Source organism: Streptomyces johnsoniae (assembly GCF_031845565.1).
Classification (GTDB): Bacteria; Actinomycetota; Actinomycetes; order Streptomycetales; family Streptomycetaceae; genus Streptomyces; species Streptomyces johnsoniae.
The window spans coordinates 1-22,638 of record NZ_JAVREV010000012.1 but is presented as its reverse complement, the minus strand read 5'-3'; the positions used below and the strand labels follow the sequence as shown (position 1 = coordinate 22,638).

Genomic DNA, 22,638 nt, shown 5'->3' with positions numbered 1-22,638 from the left:
AAGCTCCGGCGACAGGGCGAGAACTCGGGCGAGTTACGCCTCTTGGGCGTGGTTGACCGCGTCGTTCCGAGGCTCGTAGGTCGTGGCCAGGTGACTGGCGCTGGCTTCGGCAATGGCGTTGGAGACCATCACGTCGGCTTCTCTTCGGACGTCGGGGTGCTCGGCCAGGTACGCGTCGAGGGCGTCGCGCGCCGTGGCGTAGGTGGCGTTGGCCCGTTGGGTCTGGCGGAACGCGTGGACGACGGCGTCGATGAGCTCCATGGCGCGGGCTTTGGCGGCTAGTTGCGGGGGGCCGACGAGGTTGCGCAGGTCGAGGCCGAAGACCTCGGCGAAGCCGATGGCCTCGTCCAGGTTGATGCGGCGCTTGCCGTTCTCGATGCGCCAGACACCGGACGGGTTCATGTCGAAGCCGGCCTCGTTGAGGCGGTCGGAGAGGGTGTTGGTGCTCCAGCCGCGGGCTTCACGTTCCAGCTTGATGCGCACCGCGACGTTCGCCTCACCGCTGAGCAGCACACCCTGCGGGGCTTCTTCGTCTGCCACAGCCACCTCCTTCCATGCGTAGTGCACCACTGCCAGGCGCAGCGATTGGTGAACCGTAGCATGCATTCTGCGACAGGGAGAAAGTTCCTGCGATCCGCAATCGTGTGGCATGGTCTGGATCCGGCCCCACCAGCCCGAGGAGTCTCACGATCCGCGTCACATGACAGAAGCCCCCGGCTCGCACCGGGGGCCAAAGCGCAAACCTCTCAACCGCCATCCCTAGCGATCGACCCGCGTGGCCGGGATTGCCGTCCCGTATGGCCCGCGAGCAGAGGAGCTGACACCAGTATGACCGATCCCCACTCGCCCATGCCATCCCTCCCCTCCGCCGACGCCCCAGCCAGCGGGGCCACGCCAGGTGCGCTGTCCGAAGGGGCGCGGGTGCTGACCGAACTACGGGCCCGGATCAAGAGGTTCGTCGTGATGCCGAGCGAGGAAGCCCTCACGGCGGTGACGTTGTGGGTGGCGGCCACGCACCTGCAGCCCGCGTGGCAGCACGCGCCGCGTCTGGCGGTGGTCGGTCCGGCCAAGCGGTGCGGCAAGTCGCGGCTGCTGGATGTGGTGACCGAGACCGTGCACGCCCCGCTGATCACGGTCAACGCCAGCGCGGCGGCGATCTTCCGCTCGATCACCGATGAGGATCCGCCGACGTTCCTGGTCGACGAGGCCGACACCCTCTTCGGCACCGCCAAGGCGGCCGAGCGCAACGAGGACCTGCGTGGCCTGCTCAACGCCGGACACCAGCGCAACCGGCCCACCCTGCGCGTCACCGGCCCCGAGCACACCCCGGTCGCCTTCCCCACCTTCGCCATGGCCGCCCTCGCCGGCATCGGCGACCTGCCCGACACGATCATGGACCGCTCCGTGGTCATCCGCATGCGCCGCCGCGCACCGGGCGAGAGTGTGGCGGCCTTCCGCACCGGCCGCGACACCCCCGCCCTGCACGCCCTACGCGACCGCCTCGCCGCCTGGCTCAGGCCCCTGTGCGCCCAGGCCGAGGACATGGAGCCGGACATGCCCGTCGAGGACCGCGCAGCCGACACCTGGGAACCCCTGGTGATCATCGCCGACCTCGGGGGAGGTGAGTGGCCCGCCCTCGCCCGCACCGCCTGCCGGGCCATGACCGCCCACGAGACGGGAAGGGACGCCGACACGGGGCTGCGCACCCGCATCCTGGCCGACATCCGCGAGGTCTTCGCCACCGAGGGCGACCCACCCGCCCTGCGCACGAGCCGCCTGATCGACCAGCTCAACACCGCCCCCGAAGCGCCGTGGGCCGAACACGGCCCGACCGGGATCACCCCGCGCCGTCTCGGTCTGCTGCTGGAGGACTACGGCATCCGCCCGGGCAACCACCGCTTCCCCGGCGGCACCCAGGCCAAGGGCTACGCCCGCACCCAGTTCCTCGACGCCTGGGCCCGTTACTGCCCCGCACCGGTTCCGGAACCGGACCAGGCCACCGCCTCGGCCTGATCCGGTTCGAACCGTCCCCACCCGTCCCCGCGCAGCTCAGCACCGGGAATCGCCGACGCTCCGCGCCAGGCATGGCAATGTTCGGGCATATCGGGTCTGTTCGGTGAGACTGGCCGTTGCAATCATGGTTGGTCCCGCGCGTCCGTCGATGGGGGTGGACAACGTCCGTTCCTGAACGCCGAGGCTCCGAAACGGGCGCCGAAGCGCTGCCTCATCAGTCAACGAGCCCTGGGAGTCGACGCCCAGGGTGTGGCGCGGTGCGATGCGTTAAGTGTGTTTAGCCAACTCCCCAACGTGACGACTATGTTGGAACGCAGGCCGAGACCGAGGGGGCTTGATGGGCAAGCCAGGTGGGAAGAACGGGACTCCGAACGCCCTGCTGAGGGCCGCCTTGAAGGCCGGCGCTGTCACCTACGAGGCTCTGGCCTGGCAGGTACGAGGCGTTGCCGCGGAGATGGGGATCTCCTTGCGGACGAGCAGGGCTAGCGTCGCGCAATGGGTCGCGGGCGCTTCACCAGCCGAAGAGACCGTCTTCTTCGTCGTCGAGGCACTATCTCGGCACCTCGGCCGCACGGTGAGCGCAGAAGAGATCGGCCTGACGACACCGGCTCTCGGACCAACGCTGGATTGGCGTACGGATACGCTGGCAGCGCTGAACGATCTCGGGAGGCTCGACTTGGACAAGGGGCGCAGGCGTGCTCTGTCGGCCGCCGCTTACTCCGTTGCCGCGCTGGCTGTGCCAGGCTCTACCTGGTGGACCCAACAGGCCGAACGCGCTGCCAGCCGCTCTGCCACCGGCCGCCGCAGGATCGGGCTTGGCGACCTCGACGCCGCTCGCGACATGGTGGCTGCCTTCTCGCGCATCGACCAACGACACGGCGGCGGGCACGCCCGCGCCGCGGTCGTGCAGTATCTCACCAGCGATGTCTGGACCTACCTCAACAGCCGCTTCACCGACGACCGCGTACGCAAGGGCATGTTCTCCGCTGCCAGCGAGTTGGCGTATCTGTCGGGATGGATGGCTTTCGACAACGCGGAACAGACCGTCGCACAGCACTACTTCACCAAGGCAGTCGGCCTGGCCGCCGAAGCAGACGACGCACCGATGGCTGGCCACGTGCTGCGAGCCATGGCTCACCAAGCCGTAGACCTCGGCCACCCGGACCACGCACTGGAGTTGGCCGCGGCCTCGGTGGACGGGCAACGGTATGAGCTGGCCACCCCCAGGGAGCGTGCCCTCCTCGGCGCCGTCCACGCCCGTGCCCTCGCCGCGACCGGCCAGAGGCGGGCCGCAGCCGCAGCACTTCTCCGCGCAGAAGACGATCTGGCCGGCGCCAGGCCCGGGGACGAGGAACCCGGCAGGATCTTCTTCTTCAGCGAAGCGAGCCTCGCCCATGAAACTGCCTGTGCCCTCCGCGACACGGGCGATCTGGAAGGTGCGCGACGCGAATTCCGACGTAGCGTCCGCACCCGCAAGGCATCCACTTTCACCCGCACGCATGCCGTGACCCTTGGGTATCTCGGTTCCGTCCAGGCCAGCCAGGGTGCCATCGAGGAAGCGTGCGCAACCTGGGCACGGGCTCTCGACGCCATGGACGGTATCCACTCGGCTCGCGCCCGCCGAACTGCTGCGGACATGCGCCAGGCACTCTCCCCGGTGCGTCGTCGCGGCATCCCCGCCGTCGTCGAGCTCGACGGCAGAGCAGCCGCGTACCTGGCAGCGTCGGCGTGAATGCAGGGATCGGACCTACGTCAGGAGAGACCAACTCATGGCAGAAGAGTTCACGGTCGTGCCGGTGGCCCGCGTCGTCGGAGGGCGAGCGGAGCCCGGCGACGACTTCTGGGGTGGCGCCCGTTCGATCATCCGCGTCGACAGTGACAGGTTCACCGAGGGATCGGTCGTCGGGCTGGCCGACTTCTCCCACATCGAGGTCGTCTTCCGCTTCCACCTGACCGACCCCACCGACCTGCACGCCGAGCCCCGGCGCCCCAGGAGCAACCCCGACTGGCCGGCCGGAGGGATCTTCGCGCACCGGAACATGCGTCGCTTGAACTGGCTCGGTGTGAGCCGCTGCCGCCTGCTCAAGGTGGACGGCCTCGACCTCCACGTGGAAGAACTCGACGCCGTGGACGGCACACCTGTCTTGGACATCAAACCCTGGTTCACCGAGATGGGCCCACGGGGCGAGATCCGGCAGCCCACCTGGCCAGCCGAGATGCTGGCCGACTACTACGCCACTCCGGACGAGTAGCCGACGTTGAAACGAGAGCCTTCAGTTGACACCCACTTACCGCCCGGATGCCGTTTTCGTGTCCCCGCCGTGCTGCGTCACTCGGGGACGGCATCGAATGCGTACAGCACCGTAGGTGAACGCCGGATCGGTGGCCCTGCTCGACCAGATGTAAGCCTCGCCCGTGCGGAGATGGGCGAGTTTCTCAGCCGTAAGGCCGGACAGGGCAGCGTTCGCCTTCTGCAGGTGCTTGAGCCAGGCGGGGGACGTGCATTTATGTAGGATGAGGTGATTGGAAAGCTCGATCAGCTGCACGGGGACGGACGGCGGGTCCTGGCTCGCCACCAGGATGCTCATGCCCTTGTGGCGCATTTCGCGAACCGACTCGACCAGGCCGGCCACGAGGTCAGGGCTGTCGATGTACTTGTGGGCTTCGTCGAAGACGACCAGCTTGTTGAAACGGCGATCGCCGTCGCGGGCGTCGGCGAAGAGCTGCATCAGGACGACGAACAGGCCGAGGGCGTCGTCCTTTTCGATCAGGTCGTCGCGCAGGTCGACGATGACGAGTCGGCCGGGTCGGATCAGGCTGGTGAGCCGGACGTTGTCGTCGATGTACTCTGCGGCCAGGTCGAGGCGGCCCTCGGCCAGGTCCATGAGGTGGTCAGGCATCCGGGAGCTGGACAGTTCCTGGCGGATCGCGTCGAGGGTCAGGTTGTCGCGGTGTTTACGGACGGCCTTGGCGATCTGTTTGATGTAAGTGGACCGGTTCCCGACGGCGCCGAGTAGGAACCTCCAGTGCTCCGCCTTGAGTTCGGTGGAGGAGAACGCCAGGGGGTGCACGTCGATCCCTGGGTACTCCGCACGGCGTTCGTCGACCTGGGCCGCCGGCGTGATGAGGAGGATGTCGGTCAGGGCACGCGGTTCCGCTCCGTAGCGTTCCTTGAGGGCGGCGAGTTGAGCGCTGTCGTTGTTGGGGTGCAGCATCGAGGTGAACTCGGGCGCGTAGTGCTGGTCCTTGCTGTAGTGGAAGACCACGGTGGCCAGCGGGTGTGGCAGGACGTTGACGGGCGGGGCCGGGAGCGTGGCCGCTTCGATGATGCTGCCCAGGGTGTAGCTCTTGCCGCCACCTTGGATGCCGAAAAGGCTGATGATGTGAGTCTCGTTGAGATCGAGAGAGACGGTGCGGCCGGCGATGTCGCCCAGTACGCCGTGCTGGGGCGAGGGGCGAGTGACGCCGAGGTAGATGTCTCGCTGGGCGGTACCGGGCACGGCCGGATTGGGTGGTGGGGTGGCGGGGCTCGCGGCGTCCACGATCGGGACATCGTGGAAGTTTTGCGGGTCGAGGGCTGCGGCGGAGGCCTCGGGGGCCGGCGTGTTGAGGAGAGCCGAGTCCGCGGCGGCCCGCGGAGTGGGCGGGCCGGACTCCTTCTCCTCGCTGCCAGGCTGATCGGCTGCTGGCGGTACCGGCGCTGAACCCTCTTCCGCGTCCGGCTCCGGTTCCGGTTCGGGTGCTGGCCGTTCCAGTTCCAACACCAGGTCGTCCGCGCGGAAGGCCGCGTCGGCGAGACGTGGGACGGAGAGTGGTAGAAGAGCCAGAGTCGGCGCTGTTGCGGCGCCGCCCGGCGTCCGGGTGTCTCCACCGTCGACCGCCAGGTCGGTGTCGTCCAACTGAACCGCCACACCCGGCCGCACTGTCGGGATCGCCTCGACGAGTTCCGTGATGAGGTCCTGGCCGATGCGGTGGAACTTCACCGGGCCGTCGGTTTCCTGGTCGGTGCCGGTGCGGGCGAGATCAAAGATCAGGCCACTTTGGGTGAAGCGGAGCCGGTAGCCGTCGTCGAGGCTGTCGAGTAGTTGATGGGCTGCTGCTCGGGCCTTCTGGTTCACGAGGCCATGGCGGGCCGCGCGCTCCAGGTAGAAGCGGAGCATGGAGGCGAGGGTGAGGTTCTTGACGGAGCGGTCGACGCGGTCACGGGTGTTGAGGTCCGGGTCGAAGGACTCGGCGAGTACGGTCCGGCTGCGTTCCAGTTGCTGGGCGGCTTTGGTCTTAAGCCGCTGGTAGGCGCCGATGTCGTCGAGCGCGGTGTAGCACTTCACCTCGACGAGGTGGCAGGTGATCGTCCGCTGCCGTGCGTTCAGGTGGAACAGGGCCAGGTCGCTCCGGTGGAAGGACAGACCGTCACCAAGCTCGCGGGACTGGCGACGGGCCTCGGCGTACAACTCGGGGTGGCCGTCGAGCGGCACGACGATCTGGTTGTGCAGGACGTCCTGATAGTCCAGGTAGAGGCGGGCCAGGGACAAGCCGAGGACCTCGGTGCGCTGGTTGGGCGCGGTAGACGCGAGCTTGAACGCCAGGTTGCCGGATAGAAGTCGGAGTTGGTCGAAGAACGTGTTCAGGTGACGTGTCTCGACGTTGAGACCGTGCTGCTCGGCCGTCGGGCCGAGGAGGGTGCGTAGCTCGTCGACCGAGTTGGAGCTGACCATGACCTGGTGGCCAAGGTCGCTGCCCTGGGAGGGCGCGTAGTCGATGACGTATTCGGGCCTGCCGTGCCGGTCGGCGTTGTCGAAGTACTCCAGGCCCAGAGTGCGGTCAATGGTGACGACCCAGTCGCCGGACTGGTGAGCCTGGTAGAGGAGATCGCGGGCGTCGGTGTCGAGAGACAGGACGGTGCATGGGACGTTGCGCGGCGCCTGGCCGGCGGTGGCCACGCAGGCCGCGGCGGTGGCGAGCAGGGCGGGGAGGCGGCCCATGAGCGTGGTGAGGTCTTCGGCGTCCTCTATGGGGAGGGCCGTGCCGTGGCGAGGGGCGGCTCGCCAGACGATCTGCTGGTCGCTGTCCTCGTAGGTGGAGGCAGTCGCCTGAACCAGGCCGTGGACGGGCGTGTAGGTGACGGTCTGGTGCGGCGTGGCGGAGTGCTGTTCGCCGCCGAACGCGTCGATGAGGACGGTGAGATGGGCGTCAAACTCCGCCGGCTGCCGGGTGAACTCGTCCACCGAGCGTACGGAATGGACGAGCTTGGCGGTGCGGGCCGGGCCGGTGGTGTGCAGGAAGGCTTCGGCCTCGGCGGAGGAGATCTGGCTCTGCACGCTCTGCAGCTCCATCAGGGCGGCGCCAGCCTCGGGCGCCTCGGGGTCGGTGACACACAGGCGGATGTCGTACGTGAGGTCGCGGGTAGCGGCGCGGCGCTGCAATTCGAGCAGGGCATCGGCGACGATCTCGGCCCGGCCTGCGTTGACGACGTTCATGACCAGGCTGCGGACGTACGGATGCAGGCGGACGTAGCGCTCGATCCGGTCAGCCAGTGCGGTTCCGGACAGGGCGCCGCTGCCGTTGGCGGTGGCGCGGGTGCTCTCGGGAGGAAGACTCAGGGTGGTGGCGAGCCGACCGATCACCCCGCGGGGGTCGGCGGTCTCGCTGGGCAAGTAGGCGCCCCAGTACGGAGTGAGGTTGTCGGCCGTGGCCATCAGGCGTCCGTCCTGGCGCGGCACGGCGAACGGAAAGCCGAGGGGTGCCAGGGAAGCCAGCAGGGAGTCCCGTGCGGACAGAACGGCCTTCCTGTCGCCGGCGGTCAGGCGGCTCACCCAGTCCAGGCCAAGCGCCGACCACGTGGCCAGCCATAGTGCCCGCAGTGGGTGGGTGGGGGCGACGAGCAGAACCGCCTCGCGTCGGCCCGTACCGTCGGTGAGCATCGCCGCCACACAGTCGATCTGCTGGATGCGGGCGAGTGCGTTCAGGGCGCTGCCCCGGGTGGTGTCGGTGGCCCTTTCGACCTGGAGCGCCTGCGCGTCGACGAGCTCCGCGTACGCCTCGGCATAGGCGGCGACTTCGTCACGCACCTGCTCGAAGTCGACCGCCTCGCTGACCAGGAACTCGGCAGGCTCCGTCGAGGCGCCCGTCTCGCCCGTGATCGCGGCGAAATACGCCTGCCGGGCGCTCACGAAGGCGTCGTACGCCTCGGCCGCCCGGCCGGTCAGGGTCTGCCCGAGGACTGCGTCGTCGCCGTTGGACACCTCGGCGGTGCCGTCCGGGCGCAGGAGCAGTCGGCGCAGGCTGGTGTCGTCGGGGTGGGCGAGGAGGTGCTGCTGGGCCTGGACGAGCAGCGGGGACAGCCGGATCTCGACGTTGCCCGCGGCGTGGATCTTCGCGCTTAGCGTGCGGTGCGGGCTACGGACGCCGAACGCCTTCCAGCGGACGTCGGTGGCGATGACCTGGGCCGGGTCCTCTCCCGCGGTGAGTGAGTCGAGCTGAAGCGAGCGTAGGGCTTGGGTGAGCCCGAGGAACCGTCCCGCGGTGCGCTCCGGCGGCTCCTCGGCCTCGGCGTCGGGGACGACGTAGAAGCGCTCGCTCTCGCCGCCGGGCAGGTCGTGGGCGCCAGGGACGACATCGAGAGGCTCGCCCTCCTTGTCGAGTGGGACGACGCGGATGTAGTGCCACCCTTCCTCCCAGTCGATTTTGTTGAGGCGACTCAGTGCCTTCTTGTACTCGGGTTTGGCCGTTTTCCCCTTGCCGACGTGGGTGATTCGGCCGATGGGGCCGCCGTTCTCGGAGACGATCTCCACACGGAACTTCTCCAGCCCTTCCACTGTGCGGGGGGCGGGCTGCACGGTGAAGCGGACGGTGATGTCGCGGACTCCCTTGTCCCCGGTGAGGAGGTAGGGCTGGCCGGCCATGGCGGCCAGCGCCGGGTAGTCCCTCAGGTGCTGGGGGTTGTCACCCGATGAGGGCAGGCCGAGTTCGCGGACGTCGATGGAGACGGTGGCACGGCGCCGCTCGTCGACGCGCCAGTTGCCGAAGGACAGGCCCCAGTTCTCCCGGTCGACGACGATGCGGCGGGTCCAGGCCGTGGGCTCTTCCAGACCGCAGCGGGTGGCGAAGGCGGCGAGGCGGGCGGCGAAGCCGCTGTCGGTCAGGCCGAGATCCAGGACACGCTGTCGTTCGGAGCGTGGCGAATCGGTGAGCTTCTGTACCAGGCCGCGGTTCTTGTCGACTCGTTCCCGTACCAGGGCCGGGTCGGCGAACAGGTCGAAGTCCGGTACGAGGCCGAAGTGGTAGAGCGCCGCCCCGGCGACCTGGTCACGGTAGGCGTTGACCTGGAGGGTGAGGAGGTACTGGGCGATGGCGCGGTCGCCTGCCTGCCGTCCGTCCGGATGGCTGCGGACGGCGGCGAGCAGTTCCTCGACGGCGGGGCGCTGCCGCTGCGGCACCTGGTCGAGGAGGTGGTCTGCGAGACGGGTGTAGGCGTCGCCGAGCGGGATTTCTTCGAAGGTGGCGATGCCGAAGGAGTCCTCCGCACTGACTCGGACCATGGGTGGCACAAAGACCAGTAGGGGGCCGGGCAGGACGCCTTCGCCGTCGCTGCGGTTGCGCAGCTCGACCAACTTGGTGCTGCTCACTCCCACGTCGTGCAGCGGCCGGTCCAGCGCGAGGTCGTCGGTGGGGCAGAGCAGGCAGACCGTGGCGTCGGGGCCGAGCGCACCGCGCAGTCGGCGCACCAGGGGTGCGGCGAGTTCGGGTTCGACCTCGGTGACGCGCATGCAGTGTCCTGCGCCGCGCTCGCCGACGATTTTCGCCAGCTGGGGCACCAGGATGCTTTCGAGGGCCTCCCGGAGGTCTTTCGCGGTGGTCTCGGTCAGGCCGGTCGTGCCGGGCGGGGTGGTGGTCATCGCGTGCTGACTCCCGTCCGTGTAGCGGTGCCGATGGCGTACCTGGGGGTGATGGTCTGCGTCAGGTAGGCGTCTGACATGTCCTGGTAGTAGCCGATCTCGCGCAGCCGGTTGAGGAAGGCGGCGGAGTTGGCGCGCAGCGCCGCCTGGTCGTCGAGGTGGGCGCCGGCGAAGCCGTCGCCGTCGGGGAGGCGGTCGATGTAGAGCCCGTACCGGCTACGGAGCAGGGTGAGGAATTCGTCGACCCGCATCGGGGCGGTGGCCAGGTCGCCGCTGCCGTCGGCCGCCTCGCGCAGCAGTGACACCTGGAGGAGGACTTCGAGGAGACGTCCGTCCAGGACGAACCGGCGGGCGGCGTCCGCGCCGCCACCGCGCGGCTGGGCGAGCAGTGCGCCAGGACGGTGTTTCAGCAGCATCGAGTCGAGGCACTTCACGAACTGGCCCCGGTAGTAACGGCCGCGGTAGTGCATCAGCATCTCGGTGTACTCGTCGAACGGGTCGAGTCCGAGCTGGGTGATCTGCTTGAGCTCGGGCGGGAGGTCCTCCTCCTCGTCCCGCACCCGGGTGACGCGTTGGAGGAAGAAGGCGTCGCGGTCCCTACGGCGTTTCTTGTCCAGCAGACGCAGGAGCTCTTCCGGGGTGAAGTAGTTCCGTCCGGCGGGCCGGCTCAGGGTGCCGGCCTTGGCGAGGGACTCGGCGAAGTCGTCGAGCTTCTTCACCTGGTAGGTCGCCTGGACGAAGCGGGGGATGCGCCGGTACCAGATGTCCGCGCTGTGTTCGGCCAGCGCGGCGGCCGGGGTTCCGGGGGCGCCGTCCGCATCGAGGAAGAGCCGCACCTGGTACGGGCAGCGGTCCGCCGCCGCCTTCGAGGTGTGTCCCCTGCGGCAGCTGGCCGGGACCGTGCCGGCCTCGACGGCAGCAGGCAGGAGCTTCATCATGCGTAGGTGGTAAAGCGCCAGGTGGAAGGCGAAGAGTGTCTTGAGGTAGTCCACCAGCACGGTGCGCGGCATGCGGTCCTGGTGGTAGAGGAGCCGCATGACGTCCTGGCAGAGCAGCTGTGCGGGCTCGGCGCACAGCGGCGGAGAGGGGGTGCGGGGTTTGCTGGTGTCCGCCTGGTCCCGCACCTTCCGGCCCGCGAGCTCGACCAGGTGCAGCAGCGCCTGTGTCTCCACGTCGGTGTCCGGGCCGGGGGTAATGGTGCCGGTGACCCGGTCGACGTCGGAGAAGAAGAACTCGCGCAATCCCTTCAGCGCACCGTCGTCCGCGCCGAGCATCTCGTACAGCTGTTCGTCGGCGCCGTACGGACGGGATTTGCGGCTGTTGCGGAATCGGTAGGTGAAGCCGTGCAGCGGCCTGGGTGCGGCCACGGCTTCGTCGGCCCGGCCGCGGTTGACCATGTCCATGAGGTGGGTGACGGCCCAGCGGGTGGTGGTCTCCCTGTCGAAGCCGTCGAACACGTCGGGGTGATCCAGGAACAGCTTGACGAACACATCGACGTCGAGCGTCGCCGTACGGCTGATCTTGCTGGGCATGCCGTGGTGCCACAGCCGGGCGAGCAGCGCGGTGAGGACCCGGTCCATCTCCAGCGGCTTGTAGTCGATCCGGCTGACGCCGGGGTGGTGGAAGGTGCCGAGTGATCCTGTCAACGCCATGCCGTCTCCTCCGCCCCGTCGGCCTGTCGGTCGTCGTCCAGGTCGCCTGCCGCCTCTGCCGAGGCGGCTGCCAGGTCCTTCATGTGCAGGACGCCGTCCTCGGTGCGGTGGACGCGGTGCAGGTCATGCCCGTGCGTGGTGAGGAGCACTTCCTGGTACGGGACGGCGGCCAGCCGGTTCTTGAACACGGCCAGGGCGAGCTGCTGCCCCTGGACGTCGGCCACCGAGGGCCGGTATCCCTGTCCGAATCGCTGCAGCAGCTCGAACAGGTCGAGCCGGATGTCCAGCTCCGCGGTCCCACCCTGGCTACCTGCCGGGTCGCGGTAGCTCAGACGCAGCGCGGTGCGGCCGGATTCGACATAGGGGGAGGCAGGCACCTTTCCGGGCTCAAGCCGGAACCCTTCGGCGGGGAAGCGGCGGTAACTGCGGACGAGACCGCCCGTCACCTCACGGACCTTCAGGGCCAGGGCCTCCCCGATGCGGTCCGGGGCCACCAGCCCCTCTCCCCGGTTGAGAGCACGCAGCACCATGTCGCGTTCGTCGTCGACGGAGGCATCGGTGCTCAGCAGCTCCATGAAGCGCAGCACCGAGGGGTAGGGCAGCATCCGCTGGGCCCGCTCCTCGTCGTGGAGCTCGAAATAGAGCAGACGGCGCGCCGCGTCGAGGTAGCGGCGGTGGTCGGTCGCCCGGCCCGCGTGCCCTCGACCATTGGGGTTCGACCGGCCGAGCTCCGCGAACCGCTGCTCCAGCAGCACCCGGTCCCGGTTCCCGCGCCCGTCCACGGTGACCAGGGCGCCGTCCTCCAGCAACCCGGCGTAGTCGAGGCGACGGTCCAGCCGGGGCTGCGGCGTGGCGGCGACGTCGGCCTCCCGCAGCAGGGACAGCAGCCGGTCGCGTTCCCTCGGGCCGCCGTCCTCGGCCGGGGGCGTGCCCAGGTGCGCGGAGAAGTAGAAGCCGTCCAGGATGCCTTGGGCGTCACCGGCCGCGTACAGCTGGTGGATCTCCGCGCAGTCGCGGCCAGAGGTGAGGGTGAAGGCCAGAGCCGACCGCAGGTCGCGCAGCGTGATGTGCAATTTGCCGCGCAGCTGGGTGAGCTCGTAGATCCTGCGCAACCTCCGCATCGCCTGGGGGCCGGCCGAGGGGTGCTGGAAGGTCTGGGCGTTGTGCCGGGCGTAGCAGCTGGCGGCGAGGTCGCAGGACGCGCAGTCTTCCCAGAACCGCTCGTGTGTCATCCGCTCGATCACCCGCTCCAGCAGCGACTCACCGTCCTGGGGAACGCCGTCGGTATCCGTCGGGCGGGCGGCCACGTCGCGGGCGTTGAGGTTGACGACGGCGACCGTCTGACCGGTGTCCCGCCCGACCAGACCGAGGTTGACCAGCTTGGCGAGGTGCGAGTAGCTCTCGTGGCGGTGGCTCAGGAAGTCGATGAGGCGACCCTCGTTGATGGCGATCAGCCGTGTCTCACCTCCGGTGCCGTCCCAGCCGGACTCGTCCGCTCCGGTGAACGGCGCGAAGAACTCCTCCAGGACATCGTCCCCGCCCACCTCGCCTTCGTCCTGGCTGCCGTCGTGGTTGATGCGGAACCGGTGACCGTCCAGTGTGAAGTCGCTGCCGTTGGGCCGCCGGGACCCGAAGACGGCGCCCCACTCGCGGGCCTGGCGCTCGAAGCTCTCCAGGAACGCGGTCTTTCCGTCGCCCGCGTTCCCGGTGACCACGACGAGGGCGTGCTTGCCCTGCCGCAGCGCGGGAACAAGCTCGCGGTCCAGGGCGGTTTCGACGTACACCGACATGGCGTGCGGGTCGAGGCCCCGCGTGCCGCGATTGCTGCGCCGGCTCTGGCTGTACAGCGTCTGCAGATGGGCCACGAACGGGTTGGTGTTGGGATCGGGCAGGGGCGTCTCGTCGGGACCGTCGCCGGACGGTGGGGACGGCGGCAGTTCCGAACGCTCGGGTAGCGGTGCGGGCACGGGGGCGTCCCGCGCCGACTCCAGCGTCTGCAGCGCCCCGAGCAGTTCCTCTGCCGTGGTGAACCGCTCGCCGCGGTATGGAGAGGTCACCCGGAGCAGGATCTCGGCGAAGCCGGGCGCGAGATCGTCGAAGCCGCTGTATGCGATCCGAGGGTCGGCCGGCGCGACCCCGGCCAGCGGGGCGTTGGCGTCCCACGGGTAGTGGCCGCCGGTGAGCGCCTCATACAGGGTGACACCGAGCCCGAACAGGTCACGATCGATGTATCCGGTGGCGTTGGCTGGCACCTGGTCCAAATCGGGCGGGCTGTAGCGGGCGCTGGTGTAGGTGTGTCCCTCGGAGGAGTCGGCGGTCTTGGCAATCCCGAAGTCGATCAGCCTGACGCCGTCGTCGGTCCACAGCAGGTTGCTCGGCTTGATGTCGCAGTGCCACACCCCGAGGTCGTGGATGTGCCGCAGCCCACGCGCGGTGTCGACGGCCAACCGCAGCACGTCTGCCGCGCCCATCCTGCCGCCTCGGATCACCTCGGCGACATCCTTGCCGTCAACGAACTCGAACACCAGGTACGGGTACGGATCGGGAGCGGGTAGCCGGTCCGCGTCCACCATGGACACCACGTTGGGGTGCGGCGCGCCCTGCAGCCGCTGCAGCACGTCGGCCTCGCGCTTGAGGCGCTCCAGTACGGAGTCGCGGTCCCTGAGGACCAGCTTCACCGCCCGGTCGACGCTCCGTATCGTGTCGTACACCCGGTAGGCCACGCCGAACCCGCCGGGCCGGCCCAGCCGGTGGCGCACCAGGTACTTGGTGCCGAGCTGGAAGTCGGCGGGCAGACGCTTGAAGAAGTCCGCCCCGCGCGGCGCGTCCGGGCCACCGGGCTGCTCAGCGGCGGGCTGCCGCGCCGACCGCGCGGCCGAGGAACCGATCCGCTTGGCCGGGGCCCGGCGCGCGCCCATCGCCAGGTCCAGGCGGCGTAGCGCTTCGAGGGCGCTGGGCCGCGCGTCCGGGTCCCTTGCGCACAGCGTCCGGAGCCAGTGCGCCAGCTCCACCCGGACCCCGGCGTTCTCCAGCCCGTCGGCCGGCAACTGACCGGCGGCCCCGGCCTGTTCGGTTACCGAGCCGAACGGCAGCTCGCCAGTCAGCAGCTGGTAGCCGATGACGCCGACCGCGTACACGTCCGACGCCATCCCCATGGCGGTGGGGTCGGCGTGGCATTCGGGAGCGAGGTACGCCGGGTCGGCGACCAGTCGAGCCTCCTGCAGCACCGTGTGCCCGCGCTGCTGTGCGGTCTTGGCGTACTCGAAGCCGGTCAGCATCGCCCGGCCGTCCTGAGCGATCAGAATCGTCGACGGGTTCAGCTCGCGGTGCGCGATCCGCCGGCTGTGCGCGTGCGCGAGTCCCTGCAGGACATGCCGGATGCTGCGCAGCTTGGCGTCGGCAGTCAGCGGGTCGGCGGCCCCGGTCAGGTGCAGCTTCAGCGCATGCCCGGGGGCATCGTCGAAGACGGTGACGTACACGCCCCGGTCCTCGTCGGCGAAGAAGTCCCGTACCCCCACGATGTTCGGATGCGCGGGCAGCTTGCCCAGTGCCTCGTAGGCGATACCGATCCGCTTCTGCTGCCGCAGCCGCTCGGCCTCCGGCGCGTACGGGTCAGCCTGGCGGACCTGGAGCCGGACCGTGCCCGAGCCCTGCACCGCGAGAGCGTTCTTCGCCCGGTACTCGTCCAGGACGTCGGCGCCCTCGGCGTGCTGGGACTCGCTGAGCCGCTCGATGACCTCCCAGCTGCCGTACCTCGGCGGCCCCGATGGCGCGTGCGAGGTGCCCCGCACGGTGTTCACGATCGCCTCGTGGTACGCGGAGATATCCGTGTCGAACCGCCCGGACGACACAGGTACCCGGCGGACATCCGTCAGCCGTTCGATCAGATCCGGCAGCGCGACCGTCGCTTTCGCGTCACGCTGCACGGGCGTGTTGTCCAGCAGGACCGCGTCCCGGGCCGAGAGGACGACCAGAGCGTCGGTCCAGAGCCGGGACAGCGGCAGGTGTGCGGTTTCCAGGATCGTCTTGAGTTGCTTGGCGTGGCTCTGCAGTTTGGGTACCGGGCTGCGGAACGGGGCCCGCCTCGCCGGATACCAGCGGCTGCCGTCGACCTCGATCCGGCCGCTGGTGCCCTTGACGTCGATCACGTACACCGCGTGCCCGGTGACCACCACCAGGTCAACTTCGAACAGACGGTTCCCATCCGGGATTTCGACGGAGTGCAGAACCGTCCAGTCGTCCGGCGCGTGATCACGCAGATGCGCGATCACGCGCCGCTCGGCATCGTTGACGGCCTCCCCAACAGCAACGATCCTGGCACCCATTAGCCAACGGCCTCCTCGACGGCAGCGGTGAGCAGCGCAAGCGCCTTGTCCTCAAGGACATCGGCGCGGTCGCGACATCGGTAGGCGGAACGTACGGTGGCGGTGATGCGGTCGCGATCGGTGTTGAGGGCAATTGGGACAGGGATCTCTGCGCGCAGGAACTCGTGGATGTCTTGCTGCTTCCCACCGACGCTCAGCGACCGCAGGACTCGGAACGCGGCCTCAGAGCGGAAGAAAGCGAAGAGGTAGGCACCAGGGATGTCGGGGGTGCCGCTGACTACGCGGAGGAAGTGCTCAGAATATGCGTACTTCAAGAACGATCCGGTAGCGAGGATCGACCGGCAGTACACCTCGTTCTCGCCGAGGGTTCCTTGAGCCGCAACAAGGACGCTCTCGTCGCTCGCGAACACCTCGGCAGGCGTCGTTGCGGTTCCGATCCAGCGCCCTTCGGGCCGAAGCCAAAACGCCTGACGCTGTCCCACCAGCTGGACACCGTGTTCGGAGTCGCTCTCCACGCGCTTGAAACGGACGCCACGGCTGAGCTGACCGCCTGCGCAGATCTCCCCGAGCCTGGCTCCCGGCACCGTCTCCAGCTTCTCGATCAACCGCCGCGCCCTCGGCGCAAAGTTCAACGCCCTCAAGGAGGTCGAACCCACGCGCGCGACCTCGAACCCGAGATCCCGCTCCTGCTGATGCCACCGCAGCTCGCTCAGCTCGGGCAGCCCGTTGCTGTCGAAAAAATCCTTCGTCGCGGCGGCAAGTTCGGCCTGGTGGCGAGCACGCAACTCGGTGCTCTCCTCCACCAGCTCATGAATCTCGGACTCCACCCGATCGCCGAACCGGGGCACCGGAAGCCCTGCGATGTGATGAGCCTCAATGTGCTTCACGGCCGAGCCGTACACGGACCCGCGCACGAGCGCCTCGCCGAACCGGCTGAGCAGGAAGGCATAAAGGTATCCCGACTTGATCCTCTCGGGGTCGGGCTGGACCTTGACAATGTCCTCTGAAGCCCAGACACCGCTCATATCAGGTCGGGCGTAAGCCCGTCTGCCAGCATTAAAGCCCGAGCGCGAGATCAGGGTCATGCCTGGCTTGAGCTGCAGGTACGACAGCGCCGCCGAGTGGGCGTCAGCCTTCCGCAGCCGGGGTAGCCCCGTGAGGTCGGCGGCCATCATGTCCTTCGTGCCGAGGAACGGCACGCTGTGCTCGGGGTCGGTGAGATAGACCCGGCGGAACATGGGGCCGTTGAAGATCCCACCGTTGTGTCCCCTCGTCAGGCTCGCCAACGGCACCGTCTCCGGAAGCCGGTCCAGCAGCTTCTTCACCTGCAGCGCGCCCGAGACGTACGGCGAGGCGTCGAGCCGGAGCCCCTGCTCCCGAAACCAGTCGGACGTCACCGGGTTTGACAGGCTGGCGATCTTCACGCGCCCACCTCCGTTCCCGCGCGCGGGTCGAAGCCCGGCACCGGGTACTTGGCCCGGAACTCGCGGTAGTTCTTCGCGATCACCGGCAGGTCGTTGTCGATGACCGGCTTGCTGCGCCGCAGCGGCCGGACGACATCCTTGCCGCGGATACGCAGACGCTCCTGCTCGACCGAGGTCTCCACGATGATCTTTCCGTCAGGCTCGCGCTTGTGGAGGTCGTTCCCACGCCGGTCGAATCCCACCTTCTCGGCGACCGCCATGAAGACTGGGTACGCCTTCTCCGTCCCGATCCGGTGATTTTGAACCTCCTTGTTTGTCTTGCGCTTGAGGAAGAGGAGTGTCGTCAGGATGTTGACGTTGGCGTCGACGACGAACGTCTCCACAGGCAGTTCGATGCTCGCGAGGACCCAGCAGTGCTCCAGGATGTACCGGCGGATGGCCTCGTCGGTCGGGCCCGGGTTCGACAGGATGCCGTTGGGCAGGACGATGCCGATACGGCCGCCCGGTTTGACCCACTCGATGGCGCGTTGGATGAACAACTGCTCGGGGGCCATGCTGCCCGGCTTGCTGGTCAGGCTTTCCTCGATCTCGCCGGTTTCCTTGTTGCGTCCCCAGGACTTGGCGATGCCGTCCCGGAAGGAGCCGAGGACGGACTCGTCGCTGACGGGGATGTCGGCGCCGAACGGCGGGTTAGTCAGGAGGACGTCGACGGTCTCGCCGAGGGGGATCCTCTTCTTTGCCTCCTCGACGCCCGGGAGGTGTCCGCGTGGGAAGCCGAGGGAATCCATGTGGAAGACGTTCCCGGTGGTCTCCGCGAGTGTCATGATCGCCATGGTGGTGGCACGGACCAGGAAGGGATCGAAGTCCGCACCCATCAGGCGCTTCTCCGCGTAGTCCCTCAGCCGGTCCCGGTAGCGCTCTCGTTCCTCGTCGGTGTCCGGGAAGCCATAGGTGCCGGCCTCCTTCTTCCAGGTGTCGCGCAGGTGCTTGAGCGTGGCCTGGAGGAAGCCGCCGGTGCCGCAGGTCGGGTCGAGGACGGTCTCGTCCTCCTGCGGGTCGAGGATCTCGACCATCAAATTGACCGCGCCGCGCGGGGTGAAGTACTGACCCCGGTCACCGCGCAGATTGGTGCCAACGAGCTCCTGGTAGGCGAGGCCCTTCGCGTCGACGTCGGTGCCGCTGAGGTCGTACGGGGCGATCTCGCTGACGATGAACGCGAGCGCCCGGTCGGAGAGGGTGATCTCATCGGTGGGCTTGAAGACGTCCTTGTACTCGCGCTTGACGTCCTCGAAGAGCTCCCTGACGCGGGCGCTGATAGCTGCCCGACCGTCCTTCTCGAACATCTCCTTAAGGCCGGTGCGGAAGCGGCCGTGTCCGGTGCCTCGGGTGACTCGCTCGTCGTACATCTTGGCGAAGAGCAGATACAAGAACTGCCAGAATGCGGCGTCCTTCGGCATGCCCTCATTGCCGTGGATGTAGTTGTGGCAGCGGCGGAACGCGGTCTTGAGGCGCTCGGGTTCTGCTCGCCGCAGTCGCTGGTGCGAGGCGACGGTGCGGCTGCCGAGGGTCCCGTCGGCGACTGCCCAGTCACTGCGATCCTCGAAATCTGCGCCGAAGTCGCTGACCACCTTCTTGAGGAAGAAGAAGTCAACGCCGTCCGTCCACATCCCGTCCGCGCACAGTGGGCGGTCCTCGTTGCCCATCAGTTCCCGGAGGGCATCGAGATCCTTCTCCGCCTGGTCGGGCTCACGGAGTTTGACGACGTTCTTCCCCTTGCTCTTGGGCTCCGGTTTGCAGATCACCACACGGCGAAGGTTGGCGGTGGTGTGCGCGGCTCCGGACTCGAAGACCGCGATGTCGGCCGGTTTGGTCCGCGTCCGCTTGGCACCGGCTTCACTGATCGTGACGCGGAAATCGCGCGCCATGTCAGCGGGGTCGATCCCGTGTTCATGGACGAGCGCCCGGGCGATGCGCTGGCGGACCTTCTCCTTCTCGGTCTCCTTGATCGCCTCGCCGGTGATGTAGTCGACGATCTGCCCCTCTTCCAGGGCCGTGACCTGGGGCTGGCCCGCTTCCGCTGCTGCATCCCGACCGGCACTGTCCTCGGGCTGCTGCGGGATGTCCAGATCCAAGGTCAGTTCCTCCATCGGCGGATGCTTCTTCCCTGTGCTCGGTGGTGCGTGAGATGCCCGCCGCCCGGAGCCCGTGTCTGTCCTGCAGGCACTCCTGTAACGGCTGGCACCTGCGATCTTACGGTCCTGGAGTTGACCCGCCAGAGCTTCCCGGAGGAAGGGATCACGACCGGGCATACGGACGTGCTGACCGTAACGCCAGGCAGTGACAATCACCGATTTCCAGCGGTCAGCCGCGCGTTCTCCGGCCTTCGCCCGTCACTGCTCCGTGGGTCCGGTCTCGGTATCGGTCCCCTCGTTCTGCCGCACCTCGTACGCCAGCTCTTCGAGGGAGCCCTGGTCGGGCACGAACCACCGCACCGTTCCTTGCGCCGAGGTGACCACCCCTGACGCCTCGGCCCGCATCTTCCGGGTCAGACCACTCGGCGAATACCACTTTCCGTCCACGGCCCAGCGCAGTGGGTTCCTGTTGCCGTTCACGTTTGACCAGATTGCCCGGGCACGGTCAGGAGTCGCGGCGAGCCAGTCCGTCATCTCTCGCCGCTCCGGCCGTGAGAAGGGGCGGAACTCCAGCTCTGTGCCCTCTGGGATGCGGCCGGCTGCGATGAGGGTGACGACCGCGTTGACCTGCCGCCCGCGCTGCTCGGTTCCCGCGACCTGGTAATCGTCCTGGAGGACGGGAGCGGTACTGCCGGAGTCGAGGCCCCGCATGGCCGCGCGGACCACGCGCTGCATGCGTTCGGCATTGCGGACAGCGGCGATGATGTGGCTGCTCGTGCCGTACTCGTCGTCGATCGCGCGCAGTACCCACGCGAAGGTGTCCTGCACCAGCTGCGGCACCTTGGCGAGTTCGCCCGACCAGTCGAAGTCCGGGCTCTCGATGGCAGTGGTGTTCAAGCGGCGGAAGACGATGTGGGTGACGAGAAGATCGCCGTGCGAGGCGGTGGCGTCGGCACGCCAGAGCAGGCCGTCGCGGAGCGCCTTCAGCTCCTCGCGGACCGCGCGGAGTAGTTCGACCGAGCGCCAGACCCGGTACACGTTCGGGGTTTTCCCGAAGACCTGGTCGTAGACGCTGTCTTCCCACAATCCGGCGAGGTTCTGGTCTCGCTTGGCCACCGCCGCGAGCTGAGCATTGGGATGGACGGCGGCCAGGGCCTCGGCGGCCTCCGCCATGGAGCAACCGTGCCGCTCGTCTGGGGGACGCTCGCCACGCTTGATGACGTAACTACGGTGCAGCAACAGGGGGAAATCGTCGCGGAGCTGGATCTGTCCCTGATCGAGCGACTTGAAGTCGCGCTCCTCGATCGGGTTCTGTGTGTTCGTGGTGGTGGTGACCTGGTCCCCGAAACCCTCCGGGCAGTTTTCCAGGGAGATCAGCCGCACCATGACCCGGCCGATCTCCGCGGTGTCGGGATCCTTGACGAAGGCCCGGTGCAGGGCACTCACGGTCTGTGCGCCGTTGACCACACTGATGCCGGTCAGCTTGAAGTCGCCGCCCCTTCCAGGGACGACTCGGCCGACCGGCTTGATCGTCTCGCAGAGCATGGTGATGCCGTTGCTGAAGTACCAGAAGTGCTCAGGCTGCTCCAACAGCGTGTTCTGGATCTTGACATTGACGTCCGTCAGGTCGAGGGAATCCCGGATGTTGCGAGCGAAGAGCCCTCGCCTGTGCTCGCCGTACAGGTCGGCGAGGTCGGGGACGGTCATGGTGCCGTAGAGAGCCTTGTACGGGGTCGACTCCTGTACGAAGCCGTCGAGCCTGACCGTGGCGTCGATCTTCGGCGCAGCCGCGTCACCGAGGATCGCCCGGTGGAAGTCACGCAGATCGAGGACCTTGTAGTCGACGATCTCGTCGACCTGGTTCTGCTCGGCGATCTTCTCTTCCAGTAACTCCCGCACGTTGGAGTTGAGAGGGGCCGTCCGCATCAGGGCAAGGACGATGGTCACCTTCGGCAGGCTCAGGTCGAACGCCTGCTGGAGAGTCGGCACCAGCGACTGGAAACGACTGTTAAACTTCGAATAGGCCCGGTCGAAAAGCAGGTCCAGCCCGCGAAACAGCTTGTGCACCGCTTCTTCGTCGAACGGGCCCTTGCCCGCGTCGCTCCACTTCGCCTGCACCAGACAGATCCGCGGCTGCGGAGCACTGAACTCGACCGATATCGCGTCCAGGCCACGGTCGTCCGCACCATCGAAGACGCATGCAGCGGCAGCCCGCGGACCGATCTGGTGCTCATGCTGCACGGCGAGTGCTGCGATACCGCGACTGAGGAACGCCTGTTGACGGCCCTGTGCGGAGGTCGATCTCGGCAGGTCCGACATGTCCAGCAGATCAGTGTACCGCTCGTCGATGGCGTTGCGGACATACTCGATGTGCAGCTTGCTCATGGTCTGCCCCCTGTAACGTAGCTCGCTTACGGAATGAGGGTATAGGGCGAGGGTCGACCTCGCGGTACACCTCGTGACTGCCTGTCAGCAGAAGGCAAGGTCCTGTGGCCATGCTCGAAAGCGCAGTCTTGGGATAGTCGTGGCCGGGGTGAATCGCGACGCATGCGGGCCCCAGACCTGCGCCAGCCGGGGGCGCGTGCGTGCCACATGCACAGCGGACCCCGGGCGGTGCGGTCGCCGAGGTTGGCTGGGGTGCCCTCAAACCCTCTCCCAAGCACCCGAGCAGGGAGGAATGCACCGAATTACTCACCCCGCACAACTCTCGCACCAGTTAAAGCAGTTAACCACGGACGGCCGGGGCACAAGACGATGGCGCCCGAGGATGGTAATTACCACCACCACAGGCGGCCTACCTGTGGAAAGGCCCTCGAAGCACCGGTGATTCCCAAGCTCAGAGCGCGAGTTCGATTCTCGTCGCCCGCTCCGTCTCAAGCCCCCAGGTCAGCGATCTGGGGGTTGCTTGCTGAGTGCGGCTGCTATGGGGCCGCGTGCCGGATCCGTGCCCAATGGAGCCAAGGCCGCACCGATACTTCGTGCGTGACGATCAGACTCCGCTGGGGAGACGCGCTGGTGAACCGCTTCCAGTCCGTCGCCGACCACCACCGCCGCTACGGTGTGAAGCGGCTAAGACCGTGTCCTACGTGGTGAGCCGGTCGTTGGTTGGGCATGGGGAGTTCGCGGTGGGGTTGGATCGTTCCGGAGGGCCTGTGGGAGATCGCGCGGCCGTTGCTGCCGCCGTCACGGGGGCGTCC

10 protein-coding genes are annotated in these 22,638 nt (G+C 68.0%); 3 read left to right on the top strand and 7 right to left on the bottom strand.

The genetic code is table 11. The features are described 5' to 3' along the window. Window positions 1-33: 33 nt before the first annotated feature. A complete protein-coding gene (locus RM779_RS20935; protein ID WP_311619283.1) occupies window positions 34-540 on the bottom strand; it encodes a helix-turn-helix domain-containing protein in 507 nt (168 codons plus the stop codon). Window positions 541-828: 288 nt separating this feature from the next. Between RM779_RS20935 and RM779_RS20930 the strand changes: the two genes are divergently transcribed. The 3 genes from RM779_RS20930 to RM779_RS20920 all read left to right on the top strand — a co-directional run bounded on the left by RM779_RS20930 (window position 829) and on the right by RM779_RS20920 (window position 4,265). After that, window positions 829-2,013: a DUF3631 domain-containing protein gene (locus RM779_RS20930; RefSeq protein WP_394813351.1), complete on the top strand. Its 1,185-nt coding sequence runs from the start codon at window positions 829-831 to the stop codon at window positions 2,011-2,013. Between the two features lie 337 nt (window positions 2,014-2,350). After that, window positions 2,351-3,745 (top strand): Tat pathway signal protein, encoded by a 1,395-nt coding sequence (locus tag RM779_RS20925; RefSeq protein ID WP_311619282.1) that lies wholly within the window; start codon window positions 2,351-2,353, stop codon window positions 3,743-3,745. A 37-nt stretch (window positions 3,746-3,782) separates the two neighbouring features. Then, the gene (locus RM779_RS20920) at window positions 3,783-4,265 is read left to right on the top strand and encodes an SAM-dependent methyltransferase (RefSeq protein ID WP_311619281.1); all 483 of its coding nucleotides are present in this window, start codon (window positions 3,783-3,785) and stop codon (window positions 4,263-4,265) included. 36 nt (window positions 4,266-4,301) lie between these two features. Here RM779_RS20920 and mads8 read toward each other — a convergent pair whose 3' ends face one another. The 6 genes from mads8 to RM779_RS20890 form a co-directional block, all read right to left on the bottom strand. After that, on the bottom strand, window positions 4,302-9,908 hold the full coding sequence (gene mads8, locus RM779_RS20915) for a methylation-associated defense system ATP-binding protein MAD8 (RefSeq protein WP_311619280.1): 5,607 nt from the start codon (window positions 9,906-9,908) through the stop codon (window positions 4,302-4,304). Then, window positions 9,905-11,560 carry a methylation-associated defense system protein MAD7 gene (gene mads7, locus RM779_RS20910; RefSeq protein WP_311619279.1) on the bottom strand — a complete coding sequence of 552 codons (1,656 nt, stop codon included), beginning with the start codon at window positions 11,558-11,560 and terminating at the stop codon, window positions 9,905-9,907. The genes mads8 and mads7 overlap by 4 nt, the downstream gene beginning before the upstream one ends. Then, window positions 11,551-15,885 carry a methylation-associated defense system protein kinase MAD6 gene (gene mads6 / locus RM779_RS20905; protein ID WP_311619278.1) on the bottom strand — a complete coding sequence of 1,445 codons (4,335 nt, stop codon included), beginning with the start codon at window positions 15,883-15,885 and terminating at the stop codon, window positions 11,551-11,553. Before mads6 ends, mads7 begins: the two co-directional genes overlap by 10 nt. Continuing rightward, on the bottom strand, window positions 15,885-17,309 hold the full coding sequence (gene mads5 / locus RM779_RS20900) for a methylation-associated defense system restriction endonuclease subunit S MAD5 (protein ID WP_311619277.1): 1,425 nt from the start codon (window positions 17,307-17,309) through the stop codon (window positions 15,885-15,887). The genes mads6 and mads5 overlap by 1 nt, the downstream gene beginning before the upstream one ends. Next, the gene (gene mads2 / locus RM779_RS20895; RefSeq protein ID WP_311619276.1) at window positions 17,306-19,456 is read right to left on the bottom strand and encodes a methylation-associated defense system DNA methyltransferase MAD2; all 2,151 of its coding nucleotides are present in this window, start codon (window positions 19,454-19,456) and stop codon (window positions 17,306-17,308) included. Before mads2 ends, mads5 begins: the two co-directional genes overlap by 4 nt. 243 nt (window positions 19,457-19,699) lie before the next feature. After that, complete coding sequence (locus tag RM779_RS20890) at window positions 19,700-21,826, bottom strand: AIPR family protein (RefSeq protein WP_311619275.1); 2,127 nt, start codon at window positions 21,824-21,826, stop codon at window positions 19,700-19,702. Window positions 21,827-22,638: the final 812 nt, after the last annotated feature.